This window comes from Microbacterium sp. Au-Mic1 (assembly GCF_021341785.1).
Taxonomy (GTDB): Bacteria; Actinomycetota; Actinomycetes; order Actinomycetales; family Microbacteriaceae; genus Microbacterium.
On the sequence record NZ_JAJTTF010000006.1, the window covers coordinates 155,937 to 174,616 of the forward strand.

Consider the following 18,680-nt stretch of genomic DNA (forward strand, 5'->3'; position numbering starts at 1 on the left):
TCTCGGAGTGCGGGGCGCGGCCGTCAGAGACGGAAGAGGGCGCGCGCGTTGTTCTCGAGCACGTCGGCGCGACGGTCGTCGTCGAGCCACTCGATGTCGTCGATGAGCAGGTGGATGTCGTCGAACCAGCGCCCGGTCGCCGGGTCGATCTGCGACCCGGTGCCCGGCTTCTCGGATCCGAAGAGCACGCGGTCGGTCCCGACGGCCTTGAGCAGCAGCTCGAGGCTCTCCTGGGTGTAGAGGCAGGAGTCGAAGTGGAAGTTGCGCAGCTTGTCGAGGTAGGAGACGCCGGTGCGCACGACCGAGGGCAGGAACCGGCCCATCTGGTACGGGATCGCCCCGCCGCCGTGCGCGACGACGACCTTCAGATCCGGGAAATCGGCGAAGACGTTCGCCTGGATCATGCTCCAGACCGAGACCGTCTCCTCCTGGATGAAGTGCAGGCTGTACGGCTCGCGAGAGGGGAACTTGCACCCCGCCGAGTGCAGCAGCATCGGCACGTCGAGCTCGCAGAGCGCCTCGTAGAGCGGGTACCAGTAGCGCTCGCCCATCGCCGGCGGCACCTCGGTGCCCTCATAGGGGTCGGAGTTGACCATCGCCCCGACGAAGCCGAGCTCGGTGACGGCGCGGCGCAGCTCGGGCAGCCACTGCTCGACGCTCAAGTACGGGCTCTGCGGGATCCCGGCGACGCCCCGGAAGCGGCCGGGGAAGAGCTCGGTCGCGCGGTGGATGAGGTTGTTGGTCTCGGCCGTGAACCACTCGACGATCTTCGTCGGGCGCTCGGAGTGCATCGCGTGGAACGGCCGCGGGGAGAGCAGCTGCAGATCGATCCCCGCCCCGTCGATGTGGTCGAGGTGCGAGATGTTCCCGAAGCTCGGATGCGGTGCGTTGTACGAGGCGATGAGGGCGTCGTCGCTGATGACCGGGGGCTTGCCGCCGTGCGAGCCGCGGGCGGCGAGCAGCGAGGCCTTCCACGCGTAGTACGCATCCGGGGCGGACATGTGGCCGTGGACATCGATGATCACGGGGGCTCCTTCTAGTCTTCTGCGGTCCGGAGGGCCGGGGCTTCGTCGCTGTCTCGACGCTATGAGAGGCCGCATCGGGGCGGATCGGCCGGCTGCGGGAAACTCCCCGGGACGGATCCGACACGGTGTCCGAATCGGGTCCGCCCCGGGCGCCGCGGTTCGGGCGCCGCGGCTCGGAGGTCACTGCACGAGGACGCTCGCGGCGGCGCGGATGCGCTTCAGGAACGGCTCGGCCGGGTCCTCGACGGGGACGTCGCCGCCGCGCAGGATCACCGCGAGCGCGTCGTCGAGCACCATCGACGGGTCCTCCGGCATGCCCGCCGACCGCCACGCGACCTTGCGGTCGGGGCGCACGAGCAGCGCGCCGTCCTCGCCGATCTCGCGCGCACCGTTCCACGCGCCGTCGGCGTCGTCGATCGCGACGACGGTGACCGGCAGGGCGCCGCCAATGAGGTCGATCGCCTCCTGCCACCGGCCCGCGGCGGATTCCGAGGTGAGCAGGGTCAGCCCCACACGCTCGACGAGGTCGTGCGAGGACACCGCGGCGCCGCCCTCCGCGGTGCGGCTCGCCAGCCAGACGTGGGGCAGGTGATGGCCCGGACGCGACGTCGCCTGGAAGTCGGTGGGGTCGGCGGGGTCGCCCGGCACCGGAGTGCCGTCCGGCACCAGAGCGCCCGCCTCGTAGTGGAACCCGGCCTCGACGCCGAGCTGGCTGTAGTCGTGCGCATTGTGCGCGACCTCGGCCTCGACGCGGGCGCGCATCGCCTCCCCCTCGGGGGTCTCGCTCACGAACACCTCGAGGTTGCGGAACCCCTCCGCCTCGTCCTCGCTGAAGCCGAGTGCCGCGGCGATCGGGGGGTGCCGGTTCGCGTTCTCGAGCGAGTGCGCGGTGTACCACGCCACGATCGGCCGCCGCTCGGCCTGATAGCTATCCAGCAGCGCATCGGGGGCCTGGCCGTCCAGCACCGCGGCGAGCTTCCAGCACAGGTTCTGCGCGTCCTGGATGCCGCTGTTCAGGCCCAGGCCGCCCGTCGGCGGGTGCTTGTGCGCGGCGTCGCCCGCGAGGAACACGCGGCCGGTGCGGAACCGCTTCGCGACCAGTCCGTTGTACGTCCACCGGGTCATCGAGTGCATGGTGATGGCATGGTCCTCGGCGAGGCCGAGCATGCGCCGGATCGAGTCGAAGAGCACCTGCTCGTCGCTCGGATCCCCCTCGACCATCCAGCCGGCGACCGAGACCAGCCACTCCTCGGAGTCGCGGTCGTAGTGCGTGGGGCCGAGCGCCTGGATCGTGCCGCGCCGGCGCGCGCCGCCCGCCGGATGCAGGAAATGACCGAGCAGCGCGTCGGGCTCCGACCATGCCGACAGGTCGAGGCTCACGTGGTAGTTCACGACCTCGCGCATGTCCCGCGGCCCTTCCAGCTCGACGCCGAGCAGAGCCGCGCTGTCGCGTCCGCCGTCGGCGCCGATCACGTAGCGGGCGCGCACCTCGCGGACCTCGTCCGAGACCACGTCGCGGATCTCGACGGTCGCGGACTCGGCGTCCTGCCGGATGCCGACGACCTCCTGCTTCGCTCGGATCCGGCCGGGTGCTGCGGCGACCGCGTGCCGGTGGATGAGGGGATCCAGCCGCAGCTGCGGCATGTTCGCGAACGCTCGCGGGCTCGAGGCCCGGTAACGCTCGGCGTCGGGTCCGCCGCCCCATGCCGGGACCTCGCCGATCTTGAGTCCGTCGAAGCGCCCGGGTCCGGTCGCGGTCGTGTACCAGACCGCCTTGCGCCAGCGGTCGTGTGTGGGCGTTGCGGCGTAGATGTCGTCGGCGACGCCCATGTCGTGGAACGCCTCCATGGTGCGCGGGTTGAGCAGGTGGGCGCGGGGGAAGCGGAACACGAAGTCGCGCCGCTCGACGAGCAGCACGTCGATGCCGCGCTGGGCGAGCAGGATCGCACAGCTCAGGCCGACCGGCCCGCCGCCCATGATGACGACCTCGACGGCCTCGGGCCACTCGTCCTCGCCGAGCGGCGGCAGGGGGGCGCGGGGGCTCTTCACGGATGCGGTCACGGATTCCTCCTCGAATGCGGAATCCCAGGCTAGGGAGGGGTCGGAACGCGACGATACGTGCCGAGAACGCGAAAGTCGGCCGCCGATTCCGACACCATGTCGCAACCCGTCATCGCCCCCGGACACGACGAAGGAGGACGTGCCGTCCCCCTCGGAGCAGCACGCCCTCTTCCGCCCGCAGGCCGGTTCTCAGCCCGAGATCGTAGGGACGGTCACCCACTGCCAGTAGGTGAACTCGTCCAGGTTCCAGTGACCGCCGTGTCGGCCGCCGTTGCCGGAGGCGCCGATCCCGCCCATCGGGATGTGCGCGGCGTCGTAGATCGTCTGCCCGTTGACGGCCACCATGCCGGCCCGCAGCCGCGCCGCGAAGCCGAGCGCGCGGGCGACGTCGCGCGTGTGGATCGCCGCCGTGAGGCCGTAGTCGCTCGCATTGGCCAGCGCCAGGGCCTCCTCCTCCGTCCGGAATCGGGTGACGGGCGCGACGGGGCCGAAGATCTCCGACCGGAAGGCCGCATTGTCCCGGTCCACCCCGTCCAGCACCGTCGGTGCGTAGAACAGGCCGTCGTGGGCGCCGCCGTGGACGACACGGGCGCCGTCGGCGATCGCCGCCTGGACGATCCCGTGCACCCGCTCGGTCTGCGCGGCGGTGATGAGGGGGCCGAGCGTCGTACCGGGTGCGAGCGGATCGCCGGGCACCAGTGCCGCCGCGGCCGCCCGCAGGCGCTCCACGTACTCGTCGGCGATGCTCTCATGCACGAGGTGGCGTCCGGTCGCCATGCAGATCTGTCCCTGATGCCGGAAGGAGCCGGCGACGCCGGCGGTGACCGCCTGGTCCAGATCCGCGTCGGCCATCACGAGGAACGCGTTGTTGCCGCCGAGCTCGAGCACCACACGCTTGAGCAGACCCCCGGCGACCTCGCCGACCCTGCGGCCCGCGGCGGAGGAGCCGGTGAAGGAGATCACGTTCGTGTGCGGGGAGCGCACCACGGCCTCCCCCGTCTCGGGCCCGCCGGGGAGCACGTGCAGCACGCCGTCCGGAAGGCCGGCTCGGCGGAACACCTCGGCGATCGCCGCGCCTCCGGAGAACGCCGTCTTGACGTCGGGCTTGAGCAGCACGGCGTTGCCGAGCGCGATCGCCGGCGCGACCGAGCGGATCGCGAGCATGAGCGGGGCGTTCCAGGGCGAGATCACGCCGACGACCCCGACCGGGATCCGCCGCGCCATTCCGATCGTCGCGGGATCCTCGACCGGCAGCAGGTCGCCCTGCGACATCGTCACCAGCCCCGCCGCAGCGACGAGCTCGTCGATGGCTTTGTCGACCTCATGCCGCGCCTTGCCCGGGAGCGAGCCGCTCTCCCGGATCAGGACATGCTCGACGTCCGCGCGGATCTCGCGCAGCGCGGCGGCCGCCCCCATGAGCACCTCGGCTCTGGTGCGGTAGGACGTACGACCCCAGGCGGCCTGGGCGGCGAGCGCGCTCTCGCCCGCGCGTGCGACGTCCGACTCGTCGGCGAGCCCCGCCTTCGCCACGACGCCGCCGTCTCCGGGCGACACGATCGACTGCACGCCGCCGGCCCCGGGAACCCATCCGTCCGAGAAGATGAGCCCGTCGATGTCCTCGATGTGCCACCGCGCCATCGCCGTCTCCGTCCTCCTCGTCGAGTGCTGCCAGGGCGATGCTATTCGACCTGCGCGCCCGCTCTCCCCGTCGCAGCGGCGCAAGGAGGAGCGCTCGGCTCAGACACCGTGTCGTGGGGGCATGACTCAGGGGCGCGACCCGGGCGGCATGCGCGAAGCCACGAGATCTGCTAGTCTGTTGGATTGCGCCTGGCCCGCCGACGTCTCTTCGGCGCCGCGCCATCCGGTCCTGAGATCAATCCTCGAGATGAACCTCGGGCCACCCGTCCGGAGTGACATCCGCGAATCGCACCGATGCGTTTTCGCGCGTCCGGACAGGATCCGACTTTTCCCGGCGGCCGCGCGCCGCCGGACAGCACGAAGAAGTATCACCATGAACATCACCTGGAAACAGGCGGACCACGACGTGTACGTGGCGACCCGAGACGGCGAGTATGCCGGCTTCGTGGCCGTCGACGGTGCGTCGCACGTCCTCCACGACCGGCACAGCCGCCGCCTTGGCAGTTATCCATCCCTCTCCGCCGCGCGCAGCGCCCTGGAGTCCTTCGGTGCGTCCGCATCTGCGGGGCAGCAGCGCCGACGTCGTTCTGCACGGAGCCGTCGCCGTCCATCCACCGCCCGGAGCCGCTGAACCGACCTCTGAAACACGCGAAAGGGGGACGAGCACCGAAGTGCTCGTCCCCCTTTCGCGTGTGGGGAACCGGATCCGGTCAGGCCGCGCCTGCCGCGATGTCCGGCGTGGTCGGGATCGTGCCGGCGGTGTTCACGCCGACGGAGACCTTCTCGCCGCGCGGGCCCGTCGTGAAGACGAACTTCCCGTCCTTCGCGTCCACGTGCACGTGGTCGCCGGGGTTGAGCTCGCCGTGCAGGATCTTCTCCGACAGCTGGTCCTCGACCTCGCGCTGCATCGCACGACGCAGCGGGCGGGCGCCGAGCGTCGGATCGAACCCGATCTCGATGAGCTGGTCCTTGGCCGCATCCGTCAGCTCCACCGTCATGTCGCGGTCGAGCAGGCGGTCGCTGAGGCGCTTCGTGAACAGGCCGACGATCTGACGCAGCTCGTCCTTGTTCAGCTGCGGGAACACGATGACGTCGTCGAGACGGTTCAGGAACTCGGGCTTGAAGTTGCGCTTGAGCTCCTCGTCGACCTTGCCCTTCATCCGCTCGTAGGTCGTCTGCGAGTTGCCCTCGATCTGGAAGCCGACCGGACCACCGGCGATCGCCGACGAACCGAGGTTCGTGGTCATGATGATCACGGTGTTCTTGAAGTCGATGACGCGCCCCTGGCCGTCGGTGAGGCGGCCCTCCTCGAGGATCTGCAGCAGCGAGTTGAAGATGTCCGGGTGGGCCTTCTCGATCTCGTCGAAGAGCACCACGGAGAACGGCTTGCGGCGCACCTTCTCGGTGAGCTGGCCGCCCTCCTCGAAGCCGACGAACCCGGGAGGGGCTCCGAACAGCCGCGAGACGGTGTGCTTCTCGCCGAACTCGCTCATGTCGAGAGAGATCAGGGCTCCCTCGTCGTCGAACAGGAATTCGGCGAGCGCCTTGGCGAGCTCAGTCTTTCCGACGCCCGTGGGGCCGGCGAAGATGAACGAGCCGGAGGGGCGCTTCGGGTCCTTCAGGCCCGCACGCTGACGACGGATCGTCTTGGACAGGGCGGCGATCGCCTCCTCCTGGCCGATGACGCGCTGGTGCAGCGCCTTCTCCATGAAGACGAGGCGGCTGGACTCCTCCTCGGTGAGCTTGAACACCGGGATGCCCGTGGCCTGGGCCAGCACCTCGGCGATCAGGCCCTCGTCGACGACCGCGTTGGTCGCGACGTCGCCGGCGCGCCACTGCTTCTCCAGGCGCAGCCGCTCGGCGAGCAGCTCCTTCTCCTGGTCGCGAAGGGAGGCGGCCTTCTCGAAGTCCTGCTCCTCGGAGGCCAGCTCCTTCTCCTCGCGGACCTTGGCGATCTTGTCGTCGAACTCGCGCAGCTCCGGCGGGGAGGACAGGATCGACAGGCGCAGGCGGGCGCCGGCCTCGTCGATCAGGTCGATGGCCTTGTCCGGCAGGAACCGGTCGGCGACGTAGCGGTCCGCGAGGTTCGCCGCGGCCACAAGGGCGCCGTCGGTGATCTGCACCTTGTGGTGCGCCTCGTAGCGGTCGCGCAGACCCTTCAGGATGTTGATCGTGTGCGGGAGGTTCGGCTCCTGCACCTGGATCGGCTGGAACCGGCGCTCGAGGGCCGCATCCTTCTCGAAGTGCTTGCGGTACTCGTCGAGCGTGGTCGCACCGATGGTCTGCAGCTCGCCGCGGGCGAGCAGCGGCTTGAGGATCGACGCGGCGTCGATCGCACCCTCGGCGGCACCCGCACCGACCAGGGTGTGGATCTCGTCAATGAAGACGATGATGTCCCCGCGCGTGCGGATCTCCTTGGTGACCTTCTTCAGGCGCTCCTCGAAGTCTCCGCGGTAGCGGGATCCGGCGATGAGGGATCCGAGGTCGAGCGAGTAGAGCTGCTTGTCCTTCAGCGTCTCCGGGACATCGCCCTTCACGATCGCCTGGGCGAGGCCCTCGACGACGGCGGTCTTGCCGACGCCGGGCTCGCCGATCAGCACGGGATTGTTCTTGGAGCGGCGGGAGAGGATCTGCATGACCCGCTCGATCTCCTTCTCGCGCCCGATCACCGGGTCGAGCTTGTTGTCGCGCGCGGCCTGGGTGAGGTTGCGCCCGAACTGGTCGAGCACCTGCGATCCGCCCTGGGCCTGCTGCTGGCTGCTGTCGTGCGCGGCGCCGGAGACGGCGGCCGGCTCGCGCCCCGGGGATCCGGAGAGCATCTGGATGACCTGCTGGCGCACCTTGTTCAGGTCGGCGCCGAGCTTGACGAGCACCTGGGCGGCCACGCCCTCACCCTCGCGGATGAGGCCGAGCAGGATGTGCTCGGTGCCGATGTAGTTGTGGCCGAGCTGCAGCGCCTCGCGCAGGCTCAGCTCGAGCACCTTCTTCGCGCGCGGCGTGAAGGGGATGTGGCCGGTCGGCTGCTGCTGACCCTGGCCGATGATGTCCTGCACCTGCTCGCGCACGGACTCGAGGGAGATGCCGAGCGACTCCAGCGCCTTGGCAGCGGCTCCCTCGCCCTCGTGGATGAGGCCGAGGAGGATGTGCTCGGTGCCGATGTAGTTGTGGTTGAGCATCTTCGCCTCTTCCTGGGCGAGGACGACGACACGACGGGCTCGGTCGGTGAATCTCTCGAACATGTCACTCCTTGTTCGTTGCCCGGTGGGGGCTGCCCGGTGAGGGCGATGGCACAGTTCGTGCCGGATACATCGAGAGTAACGACCGGGCGAGGGCCGTATGCCGTTGTTCGCCGTCGGCTGACCCGCGCGACGGACTGTGACGCGAGCGGATCCGGATCCGATCCTGGGGACCGCCGACGGTCCCTGATCCGCTCATCCCTTGACGCCCTTATCGACTGTCGTTATGTTAACGAACATCGATAACAACGTTCCTCGATAAGGAGTTGCCGATGAACGATCTCAGACCGGCGCCCTCGCAGGCGCTGACGACCCGATCCGAACGCGCCGACGCGATCACCGTGCTGATCGTCGGTCTGCTGGCCAGCGTCGTCATCATCGGCCTCGTTTCGCTGCGGGCGCTGCAGACCTTCCGCTCGGACGGCATCGGCTGGATCCTGCCGATTGATCAGCAGCCGATCGAGGCGACCGTGGGATCAGGGGTCGGGTCCCTGCACGGCTACGCGACCGAGGCCCTCGTCATCGCGCCGAACGTGAATGTCGTCAGCATCATCGCGATCGCACTTTCGCACGCCGTCTTCGCCGCGGCCGCACTGACCATCGTGGGTGGAACGCTGTGGATCGCATGGTCGTTCCTGCGCGGCCGCTTCTTCGCGCGGGGAACGGTGCGCGCCCTGGCGGTGATCAGCTGGGCACTCGCCCTCGCCCCCGCGCTGATCTTCATGCTGGACACGTTCGGGCGCAATGGAGTGCTTGCGGCCCTCTCCATCGAGAACGACGGCTCGGTCGATTCAGACCGGTACTGGTCGTGGCTTCCGCTTTTCAGCGCCGGCGTCGCACTGGGCCTCGTCACGATCGCGTTCCGGCGAGGCGCACGCCTGCAGAAGGATACGGAGGGACTGGTATGAACACGAAGGGCAGTGCTACCGCAGCGTCACGATCCCGTCTCGGCGAGGGGTTCGTGCTCGGGCTCATCGCCACCGGCGCGGTGAGCGTCGCGATCGCCGCCCTCGTCGCGATCGTGCTGCGTGCCGTCGCCCTGTTCGGGCTCGCGCCGACGATCCTGCTCCCGATGCACGACGGCGGGACCGTGAAAGCGCTGGCACAGGCGCCTGCCGTGCTGCAGTCGGACTACGCGAGTGCGCACGTCACGGTCGAGGGGATGCCGTTCTTCGCGCGCCTGCTGCTCGTGCTCGAGGGTGCACTGCCCGCGCTTGCGACGATCGGCGTCTGCGCCGTGGCCTGGTGGCTCGGCGTCTCGCTGATCCGGTCTCGGCCGTTCCGGCGCTCCATGTCGACCGCGATCGGGATCGCCGCGTGCCTCGTGATGGCCGGCGGCGTGCTCGGCCAGCTCGCCGGCGCGATCGGGCGCGCGGAAGTCGTCGATCACCTGAGCGTCGGGGATCCGTCGGTCACGCACGTGCTGTGGCCGTTCCTGCTCGAGTTGGATCTCGCGCCTCTCGGCTGGGGCTTCGCGCTCGCCTTGATCGCTACGGCGTTCCAGCTCGGCGCGCGCATGCAGAAGGATGCGGAGGGCCTGGTGTGATCACCTACAACGGAGATCTCTGGGGCTCGCTCGGTCAGGTCGCCATCTACCTCGGCGTGATGCTCGCGGTCGGCATCGTCGTGTTCTGGCGCGGGCGGCGCCGTCGCAGCACCACACTCATCCTTGACATGGCGCTCTCACTCAGCGGTTGGTGGGTCGCGATCTCCGGCTTCGCGCTCATCATGATCATGATCAAGGCGGTCACCACGAACTGGGTCGAACTGGACGGATCCGGGTTCGCCGTCCCTCTCCCAGCAGACCTCCCGTGCACGGAGTTCGGCGACGCGAGCGGACCGTCGATCAGTTGCAGCCCGGCCGCGATGGCACGATTCACCGTGGTGAACGCGAGCGGGGGGATCCATGCCCTCGCGGCGATCAGCCAGACCTGCAGCCTCATCGTCTCGACGTTACCGGCGGCGTTGATCGCAATCATCTGCTTCCAGACGCTGCGCGGTCGGGCGTTCCATCGCACGGTGACCCGCGCGCTGATCGTCGGCGCCGTGGTGCTCCTGGTGGTCGGGATCGCCGGCGATCTGCTGAGCGACATCACCAGCACCTTGGCGGTGCGCGAAGCCTTCCCCGCCGGATCGCCGTGGCACCCGGACTCATTCGTTCTCTCCGCGAGTCTGCTTCCAGTCGGCGGGGCGATCGCACTGTCAGCCCTTGCCGCGGTGTTCCACCAGGGCATCCGGATTCAGAAAGAACGCGATCTTCTGCAGCAGGACACGGAGGGCCTGGTGTGACCCCCGCGGCCTCCGACGAGGACGACACCGGGATCCACTGCCGCCTCGACGAACTGCTCGCCGCGCGCGGGATGACGCTCACCCAGTTGAGCGAGATGGTCGGGGTGAGCATCGTGAATCTGTCGGTGCTCAAGAACGACCGGGCCAGGGCGATCCGCTACTCGACCCTGCGCGCGGTGTGCGAGGCGCTGCAATGCGAGGTGGGTGACCTGCTGGTCCTGGCCGCGCGAGACTGAGCGCTGGGTCCGGCCCGTGACTCCGCAGCGCGAGCCTCCCTGGATCAGGCCACGGGCGGGGCCGGCGGTGCGGCAGGCTGGGCCGGCGCGGGCACGGCGCCATCGATCGGCTCGATCACCACGGCGGTGCCGTAGGCGCACATCTCGCTGAAGCTGCCGAGCGAGCCGGAGTCGAAGCGCATGGCGATCACCGCGTTGGCACCGCGCTGCACCGCTTCGCCCCACATCCGGTTCATCACCTCGTAGCGGCTCTCGTACATGAGCTTCGTGAACTCGGGGATCTCTCCGCCGCCGAGGGCACGGAAGCCCGCGGTGAAGCCCTGTCCGAAGTTCGTGGAGCGCACGGTGAGGCCCATGACCTCGCCGAGCACCTGGGTCACGCGATAGCCGGGAACGTCGTTCGTCGTCACCATGAACATGCGCTCATCGTCGCACGGCGACCGGATCCGGCGCACCTGTCTTCCTGCCTCCCATCTCCACCTCTCCCAGAGCGCGCACAGGCGCTCCCGGAGTCTGCACAGGTGCCCGTCGGAAGATCGAAGTCCCGCCAGACCGCAGACCCGCACGACAACTGCCCCCGACAGGAACGGATCCGGACGATGACGATGAGCCCCCAGCACGCCGCCCGGCGCCGCATGTATCGACGACGCCGGTGGGTCGTGGGGATCATCGCTGTGATCGTGCTCGCGCTGATCGCCGCGGCCGCGTTCGTGGTCATCACCTACGCCGACGCGAACAACGGGATCCATCGTTCGTCGATCGCCGGCGTGACGGGGCCGAAGCAGAACACCGGCGAGACGAACATCCTGATCATGGGTCTGGACAGCCGGGTGGATGAGAACGGCAAGCCGTTCCCGCAGGCGATCTACGACCAGATCCACGCGGAGGATGCCTCGGTCGGCGGCTACAACACGAACGTGCTGATGCTGATCCACATCCCCGCGAACGGCGGGAAGGCGGTGGGGATCTCGATCCCGCGCGACGACTACGTGGACTTCCCCGACTCCCCCGGTGGCGTGGACAAGGGCAAGATCAAGGAGGCGTACGGCGATGCCATGAACGCCTCGATGCAGAAGCTGACGGACAAGGGCGTCGCAGAGGCCGACGCGTATCAGCAGTCCCGCACGGCGGCGCGGCAGAGCACGATCAAGACGGTGTCGGCGTTCCTCGGCGACGTGCGGATCGATCACTTCGTCGAGGTGACGATGGCCGCCTTCTACGAGGTGGCCGAGGCCGTGCAGCCCATCACGGTGTGCCTGAACCATGCGACCGCCGATACGTTCTCGGGCGCCGACTTCCCCGCCGGCGTGCAGGAGCTGAACGCCGCGCAGTCGATGGCGTTCGTGCGGCAGCGCCGTGACACCACGTCGAGCGACTTCGACATGACGGATCTGGATCGCACCCGACGCCAGCAGGCGTTCATGGTGTCGCTGGCGGTGAAGCTCAAGCAGGCGTCAACGTTCACCGACTTCGGCAAGCTGCAGAAGCTCATCGACGTGGCGAAGAAGGACATCGCGCTCGACGACCAGCTGGATCTGCTGTCGTTCGCGCAGCAGGCGCAGAGCCTGGCCGGCGGCAACATCTCGTTCGTGACGCTGCCGATCGACCACTTCGACACCATCGACGGGCAGAGCGTGAACATCGTCGACGTGGACGCGATCCGCGCACAGGTGCACGACCTGCTGAACCCGCCGACCGCTGCGCCTTCTGCGTCCCCGGCGCCGTCGTCGTCTCCGGGATCGACGTCCGGATCCGGGTCGTCCGGGTCCTCCGCCCCGGCGACGCCGAACCCGGTCTACACGGACTCGTCGTCCCCGCTGCAGTCGGGGAACGTACCCTGCGTGAACTGACGCAATCTATGGCGGCGTGTCATCGCCACCGCGACACCGCTCTGTCGCGCGAGGGCGCGCCGTCGTACGGTTGTCGTCGTGAGTCGTGTCGCCAAGGTCGCCACCGGGGTCGGTGCCGCCGCCGTCGTCGCGGGGTTGGTGGTGCTGGCCTACCCCGCGTTCGCCACCCTCGGCGGCATCGGGCGTCCCGCCGCAGCCGCGGCGGCTTCGGCCAGGCCTCGCAGTACTCCGGTCGCCACCGCTTCGCCCACGCCCAGCCCGGACGGGTGCACCGCCGAGGCGTCCTACAACCTGATGGGCGATGCGGCACACCTGCTCAAAGCCGACGCGATCCAGGACCGCGGATCCCGGCCCGGAGCGCGGGGAGACATCGTCACGCATGCCGACGGCGTCTACGCGTACGTCGTCGCCCCCAACGACAACCTGTTCGCGATCGAGGATCGCCTGTGCTTCGACCAGTGGACGCTCGCGCGGTTCAACCACGTCGTCGGCATCGCCATCCAACCGAGCGCGCAGTTGATCGTCCGCCCCGACCCCACGCTCCCGTGGATCGATTCCTACCACCCGTATGACGAGGTGCCGGGAGTGAGTAACGCGGACTACACCGACGGACTGGCAGCCATCGGCGCCGCTGTGCGCACGCAGGATCTGGACACCGCCCGAACGATCTGGAACAGGCTCGTGTCCGGCCACGTCTCCCCGGCTGCCGAGGCCGCCGCGACGAAGGCCTTCGATGACAGCGATTGGGCGGTGCTGGATCAATTGTTCCCGTAGCCGAGGCGCGTTCTGCGGCGAGGCTTCGACGGCCAGGCGCTTCGGCTCACCCGGCCGAGGACCCTTCGCGGGCTCGGTCAGGCGGCGGGGCGGAACCGTTTGGGTGGCGGATCCACGTCTCCCCAGAGGTAGCGCAGCGGCAGCCGCCGGGCGAGGATCGTCGTCGCCCCGTCGGGCCCGCGGAGGATGAAGTCGTCCTTGCCGTCTCGGGTGATCCGCCACCCGCCGTGATGCAGTTCCCCGTGGTGGAACCGGCACAGCAGGATCCCCCGGTCGATGTCGGTGCGGCCGTGGTCGCGATGCCATTCGTCGATGTGGTGCGCCTCGCAGTAGGACGCGGGCCGGTCGCACCCGGGCCATCGGCAGCCGCCATCGCGCACCGCCAACCCGATCCGCTGTTTAGGCGTGAACAGCCGTTCCTCGCGGCCGACGTCGAGCGGGTTGCCGCACGAGTCGACCGCCACCGTGACCGCGCCCGCCTCGCAGAGCCGCCGCTCCGCGACAGCTGCCGATACGACGGTGAGCCCGTCTTCGGTGACGGCGATGCGGCCGAACGCGCCGGTGGCGTCGATGGTCTGCACGATCCGCAGCCCTGCCTGGCGAGTGCCGAAGACCGCGGGCGCGTCGGTCAGCACGCCGGCGCGCACGATATCGAGGAGCAGGTCGTACGCGAGCTGATCATTGGAGCACGCGTCCGCGGTCAGGTCGGCCGCCGCCTCCTGCTCGTCCGCGTCGACGAACCTGGGCCCGCCCCGGCGCGGGCGCAACGCCGCAGCGAAGATCGTGTCGAAGAACGCCCCGCCCTCATCGTCGAACACCATGCTCCCGCGCCGGGTGCCCTCCTGATCGAGCCAGGTGCGGAACGCCCGCCGCTCGTACCGCGCCCGGCAACGCTCCTCGGCCCCGACCGGATCCAGCAGGTCCCGCACGCATCGCGCGTGTGCCAGCAACTCCTCCACCGTGCGCCGCGAGGCCTCCTCCACCAGCTGCCCGGCGGCGGTCCACCACGCCTCCTCCGCCCCGGAGGGAGGTTCACCGAGCCCGCGACGGATCGCATCGAACTGCGCCGACGTCAACCGGCCCGCCCGCAGCGCCGCACGCAACGGCTCGAACCACGGCAGCACCGGATCCGGCCCGGGCGGCACCGCAGTGCTCCCCTCGACGCCCGCGGGCCGGGGATCCGCGGAGTCCTCGGACCCTGGATCCACGGCGGCCGAGGACTCCGGCTCCTCCGCCGGATCGGGCCCCTCATCGAGGAGCGCCTCCCCCACCCGCACCTGCCGGGACGCCTCCGCCTTGCTCATCCCGCCGAGTGCCTGCACCAGCGACGCCGCCGACCGATGCCCCAGCCGCTGCGCCAAGCCTTCGTGCCCTGCACGCCAGGTCGACCGGGCATGGAGCACGCCCGCCTCGATCGCCTGCAGCTGCTCGATCAGAACCCCCAACTCCGCGGTCTCCCCGAACGTGGTCACCAGTTCCGCGTCATCCAGACCGACGATCACGGACTGCGCATCGTCGATGCTCGCACCCGCGCCGAACCGGCCCCGGAGGGCCGGGATCAACGCTGCGATCGCATCGAAGGAAGCCATGTCCCATGATCTCAGCGACCACCGACATTCGAAGATCTGTCCACAGGTCGAATCCTGAGATCTGCCCGCGAATCACGACGCCGAATCCTCTGGCGCGCAGGCCCGGGGCCGCAGTATTTTGATCCTCGTGAGCCGCGCAGCCAAGGTCGCCACCGGCGTCGTGGCCGCCGCCGTCGTCGCAGGCCTGGTCGTGCTCGCCTATCCCGCGTTCGCCGCGCTCGGGGGCATCGGCCACCCGGCCGCGAGTGCGGTGACGTCGACGCGTCCGACAGCCGTGTCGGATCCCGCCCCTTCCCCCACGCCGAGCAAGGACGCTGGATCCGGAGACTGCCCTGCGGAGGCCTCCATCAGCCTCAGTGGTCAAGACAAGGCCCACATGGTTCCGACGCTCGTGAAGGCAGACGCACTGACGGACCGAGGCACAAGGCCCGGTGCGCGCGGCGAGGTGGTCAGCAACGCGCAGGGCATCTACTCCTACATCGTCGCTCCGAACGACAACCTGATCTCGATCGGGCAGCGCCTCTGCATCGAGTACGGGAACGTGGCCCTGTATGACCACGTTCTCGGCGCCGCGATCCAGCCCGGTGCGCAGCTGATCCTCCGCCCCGACCCGTCGATCCCCTGGATCGACCCCTACGTACCGTTCGACGCGATCCCGAATGTGACCAACACGGTCGATTACAACAGCACGATCTACGAGATGGGCGCCGCCGTGCGCACGCACGATCTGGACACCGCTCGGGCGCTCTGGGCCCGGTCTCTCTCCGGGCATGTCTCCCCCGCCGCCCAAGCTGCCGCGACTGCAGCGCTCGACGCGGGCGACTGGGCGGTGCTGGATCAGCTGTTCCCGTAGCCAGCGTCCGCGCGCACCGGAGCCGACGGCACCGTCGCCCCGCATCGAGCAGGAATCGAGAAGCGCCCTGCGGCGCCGGATCCGAGACTCGAAGCATGAACATTCAGCGCATCACCATCGAGACCGAACCCGAGGCCGTGCAGGCGGCCGAGGCCTTCTACCGCGACGCACTGGGACTGGCGGAGCGCGTCGCCGTCCGCGCCGCCTCCGAGCCGAGCAGCGGGTTCCGCGGCTTCGCTCCGTCGCTCATCTTCGTGCAGCCGGGCGACGTCGACGCGGCCGTCGAGCGGGCGCTGGCCGCCGGGGCGAAAGTCATCAAGCCGGTCGCCAAGAGCCTCTGGGGCTATGGCGGCTCGTTCCTCGCGCCCGACGGCACCGCCTGGCAGATCGCGAGCGCCAACAAGACCGCCACCGCGCCCGCCACGGGTGAGGTCGAGCGGCTCGTCCTGCTGCTCGGCGTCGACAGCGTCAAGACCAGCAAGCGCTTCTACCAGGAGCAGGGCCTGACCGTCGCGAAGAGCTTCCCGTCCTACGTCGAGTTCGACTCGGGCGACGTCAAGCTCGCTCTCTACAAGCGCGCCTCCCTCGCGAAGCAGGTCGGCATCGACCCGAGCGGCAGCGGATCCCACCGGCTCGCGGTCGTCGCGGGCGGGACCTTCACCGACCCCGACGGCTACGCGTGGATGACTGCGGAGAGCATCGTCAGCGCCGGGTGACGGCGAGGAGGAGCCACCCGGATCCGGGCCCCTCGAGAGATGCTTCGGGACCGGATCCGGGTGCGCCCGCAGGTGCGCCGCGTTTCGTCTCGCTGCGCTCGCTCAACGACCCCCGGGGAGCGCCCGCCCAACTACCCCCATCGAGCGCCCCCGGCGCCGCGAGCCTGCGTCATCGTTCGTCACACCCGACCCCGGAATACCAGCGGACTCATAGCGTTGAACTCATCCGGCGCCACGGCGCCCGCTGACCTGGCGCGAACCGCGCCGATCTTCCCCGGCGCACCCACGCGCTCCGACCAGGAGTCTCTGATGAGCACAACCACCCCCGCGGCACGGCGCCCCAAGGCGCCGGACACGCGCGGCCCCGTCCGCAAACTGCTGACCTCGTTCGGCTTCCAGATCATCGCCGCGCTCGTGCTCGGCATCGCGGCGGGCCTCATCGGTCGCCAGCTGGGCGCCACGCACGACACTCACACGGTGCTGTCCGACACGCTCGACAAGATCGGCGGCTCGTACGTCACGCTGCTGCGCGCAGCGGTGGTGCCCCTCATCTTCACGGCGATCGTCGCGAGCATCTCGAACCTGCGCCGCGTGCAGAACGCAGCCCGCCTGGCCGGTCAGACCATCCTCTGGTTCGCGATCACCGCGTTCATCGCCGTCTCCATCGGCATCGTGCTCGGCATCACCATCCAGCCGGGCGCGCACGCCGGCACCGACCTCGTGAAGGGCACCGTGCCCACCCAGGGCACCTGGTGGAATTTCCTGCTCGGCCTGATCCCGCAGAACTTCCTCGGCCTGGCCGTCAACACGACCGCCGGCCCGACCGACGGCACCTTCGTCTCGGGCGTTAACTTCAACATCCTCCAGGTGATCGTGGTCGCCGCCGCGGTCGGCATCGCCGCCCTCAAGGCCGGCCGCAAGGCAGAGCCGTTCCTCGCCTTCACGGAGTCGCTGCTCAAGGTCATCCAGCGCGTGCTGTGGTGGATCATCCGCATCGCCCCGATCGGCACCTTCGGCCTCATCGGATCCGCCGTGATCAACTACGGCTGGGACAAGCTGACCTCGCTCGCCTGGTTCACGGGCGCCATCTACATCGGCCTCGCGCTCGTGCTGTTCGTGGTCTACCCGATCCTTGTGAAGACGCACGGCCTCTCGATCAAGCAGTACTTCACGGGTGTGTGGCCCGCGGTGCAGCTCGGCTTCGTGAGCCGCTCGTCGATCGGCACGCTCCCGCTGACCGAGCGCGTGACCGAGCGCAACCTCGGCGTGCCCCGCGGCTACGCCTCGTTCGCCGTGCCGCTCGGCGCCACCACCAAGATGGACGGCTGCGCCGCGATCTACCCGGCCCTGGCCGCGATCTTCGTCGCCCAGTTCTTCCACATCGACCTGAGCATCATGCAGTACCTGCTGATCGTCATCGTCTCCGTGGTCGGATCCGCCGCGACCGCCGGCACCACCGGCGCGATCGTGATGCTGACCCTCACCCTGTCCACGCTGGGCCTGCCGCTCGAGGGCGTCGGCCTGCTGCTCGCGATCGACCCGATCCTGGACATGGGCCGCACCGCGGTCAACGTCGCGGGTCAGGCTCTGGTGCCGACGATCGTCGCCAAGCGCGAGGGCATCCTCGACCTCGACCTCTACAACGCGCCGCGCAACGGTCTGCCGTTCGCCGAGGACATCGACGACGAGGCGCCCGAGGCCGTCGAGTCCGCCGCCGACGAGGCCGCGGTCGGATCCGCCGCGCGCTGACGCTCCTGCGCGAATGAGGCCCTCGGATCCTTCGGGATCCGAGGGCCTCGTTCGTCGACCCGTCTCCCTCAGGACTCCAGCAGGGCGACGTCGAGATCGAAAGCCAGCACCGCCGCACGCACGAGCAGCCGTTCCTGGTCCTCTCCGAGGAAGCCGATCGTGCGCCCCAGTCGATCCACCGGAATCGTGAGGACGTTGTCGAGCGATACCGCGCAGTCGTGATCCAGTCCATTGCGAGGCCCCACGGACACCTCGCTGCTGAGCCCCTTCACCGTGGAGGTGATCGGCGCGACGGTGACCTTCGTCATCGCATGCCGCGCGGCCTCGCGAGTGAGCACCAGCACCGGCCGGGTCTTGTCCAGCCGTGCCAGGCAGATCTCACGCATCAGTCGCCGACGTCCAGGTGGTTCGCCGCCCAGTCGACGAGCCCGTCCAGGTCATCCGCCGCGCCCTCTCGGTGCAGGATCTCCGCATCGCGCTCGGCGAGCAGCCGGCGCATCTCCCGCTCCAGCGCCGATGCGACCAGCGCGGCCCTGCTGCTCACGCGTCCCGCGGCGACCTCTTCGTCGAGGAACGCGACGACCGGATCCGGCAGACGCACGGCGATCTGAGTGCTCATGGTCGCACTCTACTCCGGTTGCATCCCAGTTTGGGATGCATCCGC

General features: G+C 69.4%; 18 protein-coding genes. 10 read left to right on the forward strand and 8 right to left on the reverse strand.

Translation table 11 applies throughout. From position 1 onward, the window contains the following. Nucleotides 1-23 precede the first annotated feature (23 nt). The 3 genes from LXM50_RS10045 to LXM50_RS10055 all read right to left on the reverse strand — a co-directional run bounded on the left by LXM50_RS10045 (nt 24) and on the right by LXM50_RS10055 (nt 4,724). On the reverse strand, nt 24-1,025 hold the full coding sequence (locus tag LXM50_RS10045; RefSeq protein WP_233311180.1) for an amidohydrolase family protein: 1,002 nt from the start codon (nt 1,023-1,025) through the stop codon (nt 24-26). A 180-nt stretch (nt 1,026-1,205) separates the two neighbouring features. Continuing rightward, on the reverse strand, nt 1,206-3,086 hold the full coding sequence (locus tag LXM50_RS10050) for an FAD-dependent oxidoreductase (RefSeq protein ID WP_233311181.1): 1,881 nt from the start codon (nt 3,084-3,086) through the stop codon (nt 1,206-1,208). Nucleotides 3,087-3,275: 189 nt separating this feature from the next. After that, nucleotides 3,276-4,724 carry an aldehyde dehydrogenase family protein gene (locus tag LXM50_RS10055; protein WP_233311182.1) on the reverse strand — a complete coding sequence of 483 codons (1,449 nt, stop codon included), beginning with the start codon at nt 4,722-4,724 and terminating at the stop codon, nt 3,276-3,278. A 373-nt stretch (nt 4,725-5,097) separates the two neighbouring features. Between LXM50_RS10055 and LXM50_RS10060 the strand changes: the two genes are divergently transcribed. Beyond that, the gene (locus LXM50_RS10060; RefSeq protein ID WP_233311183.1) at nt 5,098-5,355 is read left to right on the forward strand and encodes a hypothetical protein; all 258 of its coding nucleotides are present in this window, start codon (nt 5,098-5,100) and stop codon (nt 5,353-5,355) included. 79 nt (nt 5,356-5,434) lie between these two features. Here the strand turns inward: LXM50_RS10060 and LXM50_RS10065 are convergent, their stop codons facing one another. Beyond that, nucleotides 5,435-7,963, reverse strand: coding sequence for an ATP-dependent Clp protease ATP-binding subunit (locus tag LXM50_RS10065; protein WP_233311184.1), 2,529 nt, complete (start codon nt 7,961-7,963; stop codon nt 5,435-5,437). Nucleotides 7,964-8,232: 269 nt separating this feature from the next. On the opposite strand from LXM50_RS10065, the gene LXM50_RS10070 reads away from it, so the two are divergent. The 4 genes from LXM50_RS10070 to LXM50_RS10085 are packed head-to-tail and all read left to right on the forward strand — an operon-like array spanning nt 8,233 to nt 10,485. Beyond that, nucleotides 8,233-8,868: a hypothetical protein gene (locus LXM50_RS10070; RefSeq protein ID WP_233311185.1), complete on the forward strand. Its 636-nt coding sequence runs from the start codon at nt 8,233-8,235 to the stop codon at nt 8,866-8,868. Continuing rightward, a complete protein-coding gene (locus LXM50_RS10075) occupies nt 8,865-9,506 on the forward strand; it encodes a hypothetical protein (RefSeq protein WP_233311186.1) in 642 nt (213 codons plus the stop codon). Before LXM50_RS10070 ends, LXM50_RS10075 begins: the two co-directional genes overlap by 4 nt. After that, a complete protein-coding gene (locus tag LXM50_RS10080) occupies nt 9,503-10,249 on the forward strand; it encodes a hypothetical protein (protein WP_233311187.1) in 747 nt (248 codons plus the stop codon). Before LXM50_RS10075 ends, LXM50_RS10080 begins: the two co-directional genes overlap by 4 nt. After that, nucleotides 10,246-10,485 carry a helix-turn-helix transcriptional regulator gene (locus tag LXM50_RS10085; protein WP_233311188.1) on the forward strand — a complete coding sequence of 80 codons (240 nt, stop codon included), beginning with the start codon at nt 10,246-10,248 and terminating at the stop codon, nt 10,483-10,485. Before LXM50_RS10080 ends, LXM50_RS10085 begins: the two co-directional genes overlap by 4 nt. A 44-nt stretch (nt 10,486-10,529) precedes the next feature. On the opposite strand, the gene LXM50_RS10090 is transcribed toward LXM50_RS10085, so the two are convergent. After that, the gene (locus LXM50_RS10090; RefSeq protein ID WP_233311189.1) at nt 10,530-10,904 is read right to left on the reverse strand and encodes a YbjQ family protein; all 375 of its coding nucleotides are present in this window, start codon (nt 10,902-10,904) and stop codon (nt 10,530-10,532) included. Nucleotides 10,905-11,084: 180 nt separating this feature from the next. On the opposite strand from LXM50_RS10090, the gene LXM50_RS10095 reads away from it, so the two are divergent. Both LXM50_RS10095 and LXM50_RS10100 read left to right on the forward strand, forming a co-directional pair. Beyond that, complete coding sequence (locus tag LXM50_RS10095; RefSeq protein WP_233311190.1) at nt 11,085-12,335, forward strand: LCP family protein; 1,251 nt, start codon at nt 11,085-11,087, stop codon at nt 12,333-12,335. Nucleotides 12,336-12,413: 78 nt separating this feature from the next. After that, nucleotides 12,414-13,109: a hypothetical protein gene (locus LXM50_RS10100; RefSeq protein WP_233311191.1), complete on the forward strand. Its 696-nt coding sequence runs from the start codon at nt 12,414-12,416 to the stop codon at nt 13,107-13,109. 77 nt (nt 13,110-13,186) lie between these two features. On the opposite strand, the gene LXM50_RS10105 is transcribed toward LXM50_RS10100, so the two are convergent. Further along, complete coding sequence (locus LXM50_RS10105) at nt 13,187-14,698, reverse strand: HNH endonuclease signature motif containing protein (RefSeq protein ID WP_233311192.1); 1,512 nt, start codon at nt 14,696-14,698, stop codon at nt 13,187-13,189. A gap of 127 nt (nt 14,699-14,825) precedes the next feature. Between LXM50_RS10105 and LXM50_RS10110 the strand changes: the two genes are divergently transcribed. The 3 genes from LXM50_RS10110 (at nt 14,826) to LXM50_RS10120 (ending at nt 18,016) form a co-directional block, all read left to right on the forward strand. Then, nucleotides 14,826-15,551: a hypothetical protein gene (locus LXM50_RS10110; protein ID WP_233311193.1), complete on the forward strand. Its 726-nt coding sequence runs from the start codon at nt 14,826-14,828 to the stop codon at nt 15,549-15,551. 95 nt (nt 15,552-15,646) lie between these two features. After that, nucleotides 15,647-16,267 (forward strand): VOC family protein, encoded by a 621-nt coding sequence (locus LXM50_RS10115; RefSeq protein ID WP_233311194.1) that lies wholly within the window; start codon nt 15,647-15,649, stop codon nt 16,265-16,267. 309 nt (nt 16,268-16,576) lie between these two features. Beyond that, nucleotides 16,577-18,016 (forward strand): dicarboxylate/amino acid:cation symporter, encoded by a 1,440-nt coding sequence (locus tag LXM50_RS10120; protein ID WP_233311195.1) that lies wholly within the window; start codon nt 16,577-16,579, stop codon nt 18,014-18,016. A 68-nt stretch (nt 18,017-18,084) separates the two neighbouring features. Here LXM50_RS10120 and LXM50_RS10125 read toward each other — a convergent pair whose 3' ends face one another. Beyond that, nucleotides 18,085-18,402 carry a type II toxin-antitoxin system PemK/MazF family toxin gene (locus tag LXM50_RS10125; protein ID WP_233311196.1) on the reverse strand — a complete coding sequence of 106 codons (318 nt, stop codon included), beginning with the start codon at nt 18,400-18,402 and terminating at the stop codon, nt 18,085-18,087. Next, nucleotides 18,402-18,635, reverse strand: a complete 234-nt coding sequence (locus tag LXM50_RS10130) for a hypothetical protein (RefSeq protein ID WP_267920808.1) — start codon at nt 18,633-18,635, stop codon at nt 18,402-18,404. The genes LXM50_RS10125 and LXM50_RS10130 overlap by 1 nt, the downstream gene beginning before the upstream one ends. Nucleotides 18,636-18,680: the final 45 nt, after the last annotated feature.

Bases quoted from the DNA above. Each gene is read 5' to 3' on its own strand.
- LXM50_RS10055 (WP_233311182.1), bottom strand. From the start codon at position 4,724: ATGGCGCGGTGGCACATCGAGGACATCGACGGGCTCATCTTCTCGGAC.
- LXM50_RS10060 (WP_233311183.1), top strand. From the start codon at position 5,098: ATGAACATCACCTGGAAACAGGCGGACCACGACGTGTACGTGGCGACC.
- LXM50_RS10065 (WP_233311184.1), bottom strand. From the start codon at position 7,963: ATGTTCGAGAGATTCACCGACCGAGCCCGTCGTGTCGTCGTCCTCGCC.
- LXM50_RS10070 (WP_233311185.1), top strand. From the start codon at position 8,233: ATGAACGATCTCAGACCGGCGCCCTCGCAGGCGCTGACGACCCGATCC.
- LXM50_RS10075 (WP_233311186.1), top strand. From the start codon at position 8,865: ATGAACACGAAGGGCAGTGCTACCGCAGCGTCACGATCCCGTCTCGGC.
- LXM50_RS10090 (WP_233311189.1), bottom strand. From the start codon at position 10,904: ATGTTCATGGTGACGACGAACGACGTTCCCGGCTATCGCGTGACCCAG.
- LXM50_RS10095 (WP_233311190.1), top strand. From the start codon at position 11,085: ATGACGATGAGCCCCCAGCACGCCGCCCGGCGCCGCATGTATCGACGA.
- LXM50_RS10105 (WP_233311192.1), bottom strand. From the start codon at position 14,698: ATGGCTTCCTTCGATGCGATCGCAGCGTTGATCCCGGCCCTCCGGGGC.
- LXM50_RS10115 (WP_233311194.1), top strand. From the start codon at position 15,647: ATGAACATTCAGCGCATCACCATCGAGACCGAACCCGAGGCCGTGCAG.
- LXM50_RS10120 (WP_233311195.1), top strand. From the start codon at position 16,577: ATGAGCACAACCACCCCCGCGGCACGGCGCCCCAAGGCGCCGGACACG.
- LXM50_RS10125 (WP_233311196.1), bottom strand. From the start codon at position 18,402: ATGCGTGAGATCTGCCTGGCACGGCTGGACAAGACCCGGCCGGTGCTG.
- LXM50_RS10130 (WP_267920808.1), bottom strand. From the start codon at position 18,635: ATGAGCACTCAGATCGCCGTGCGTCTGCCGGATCCGGTCGTCGCGTTC.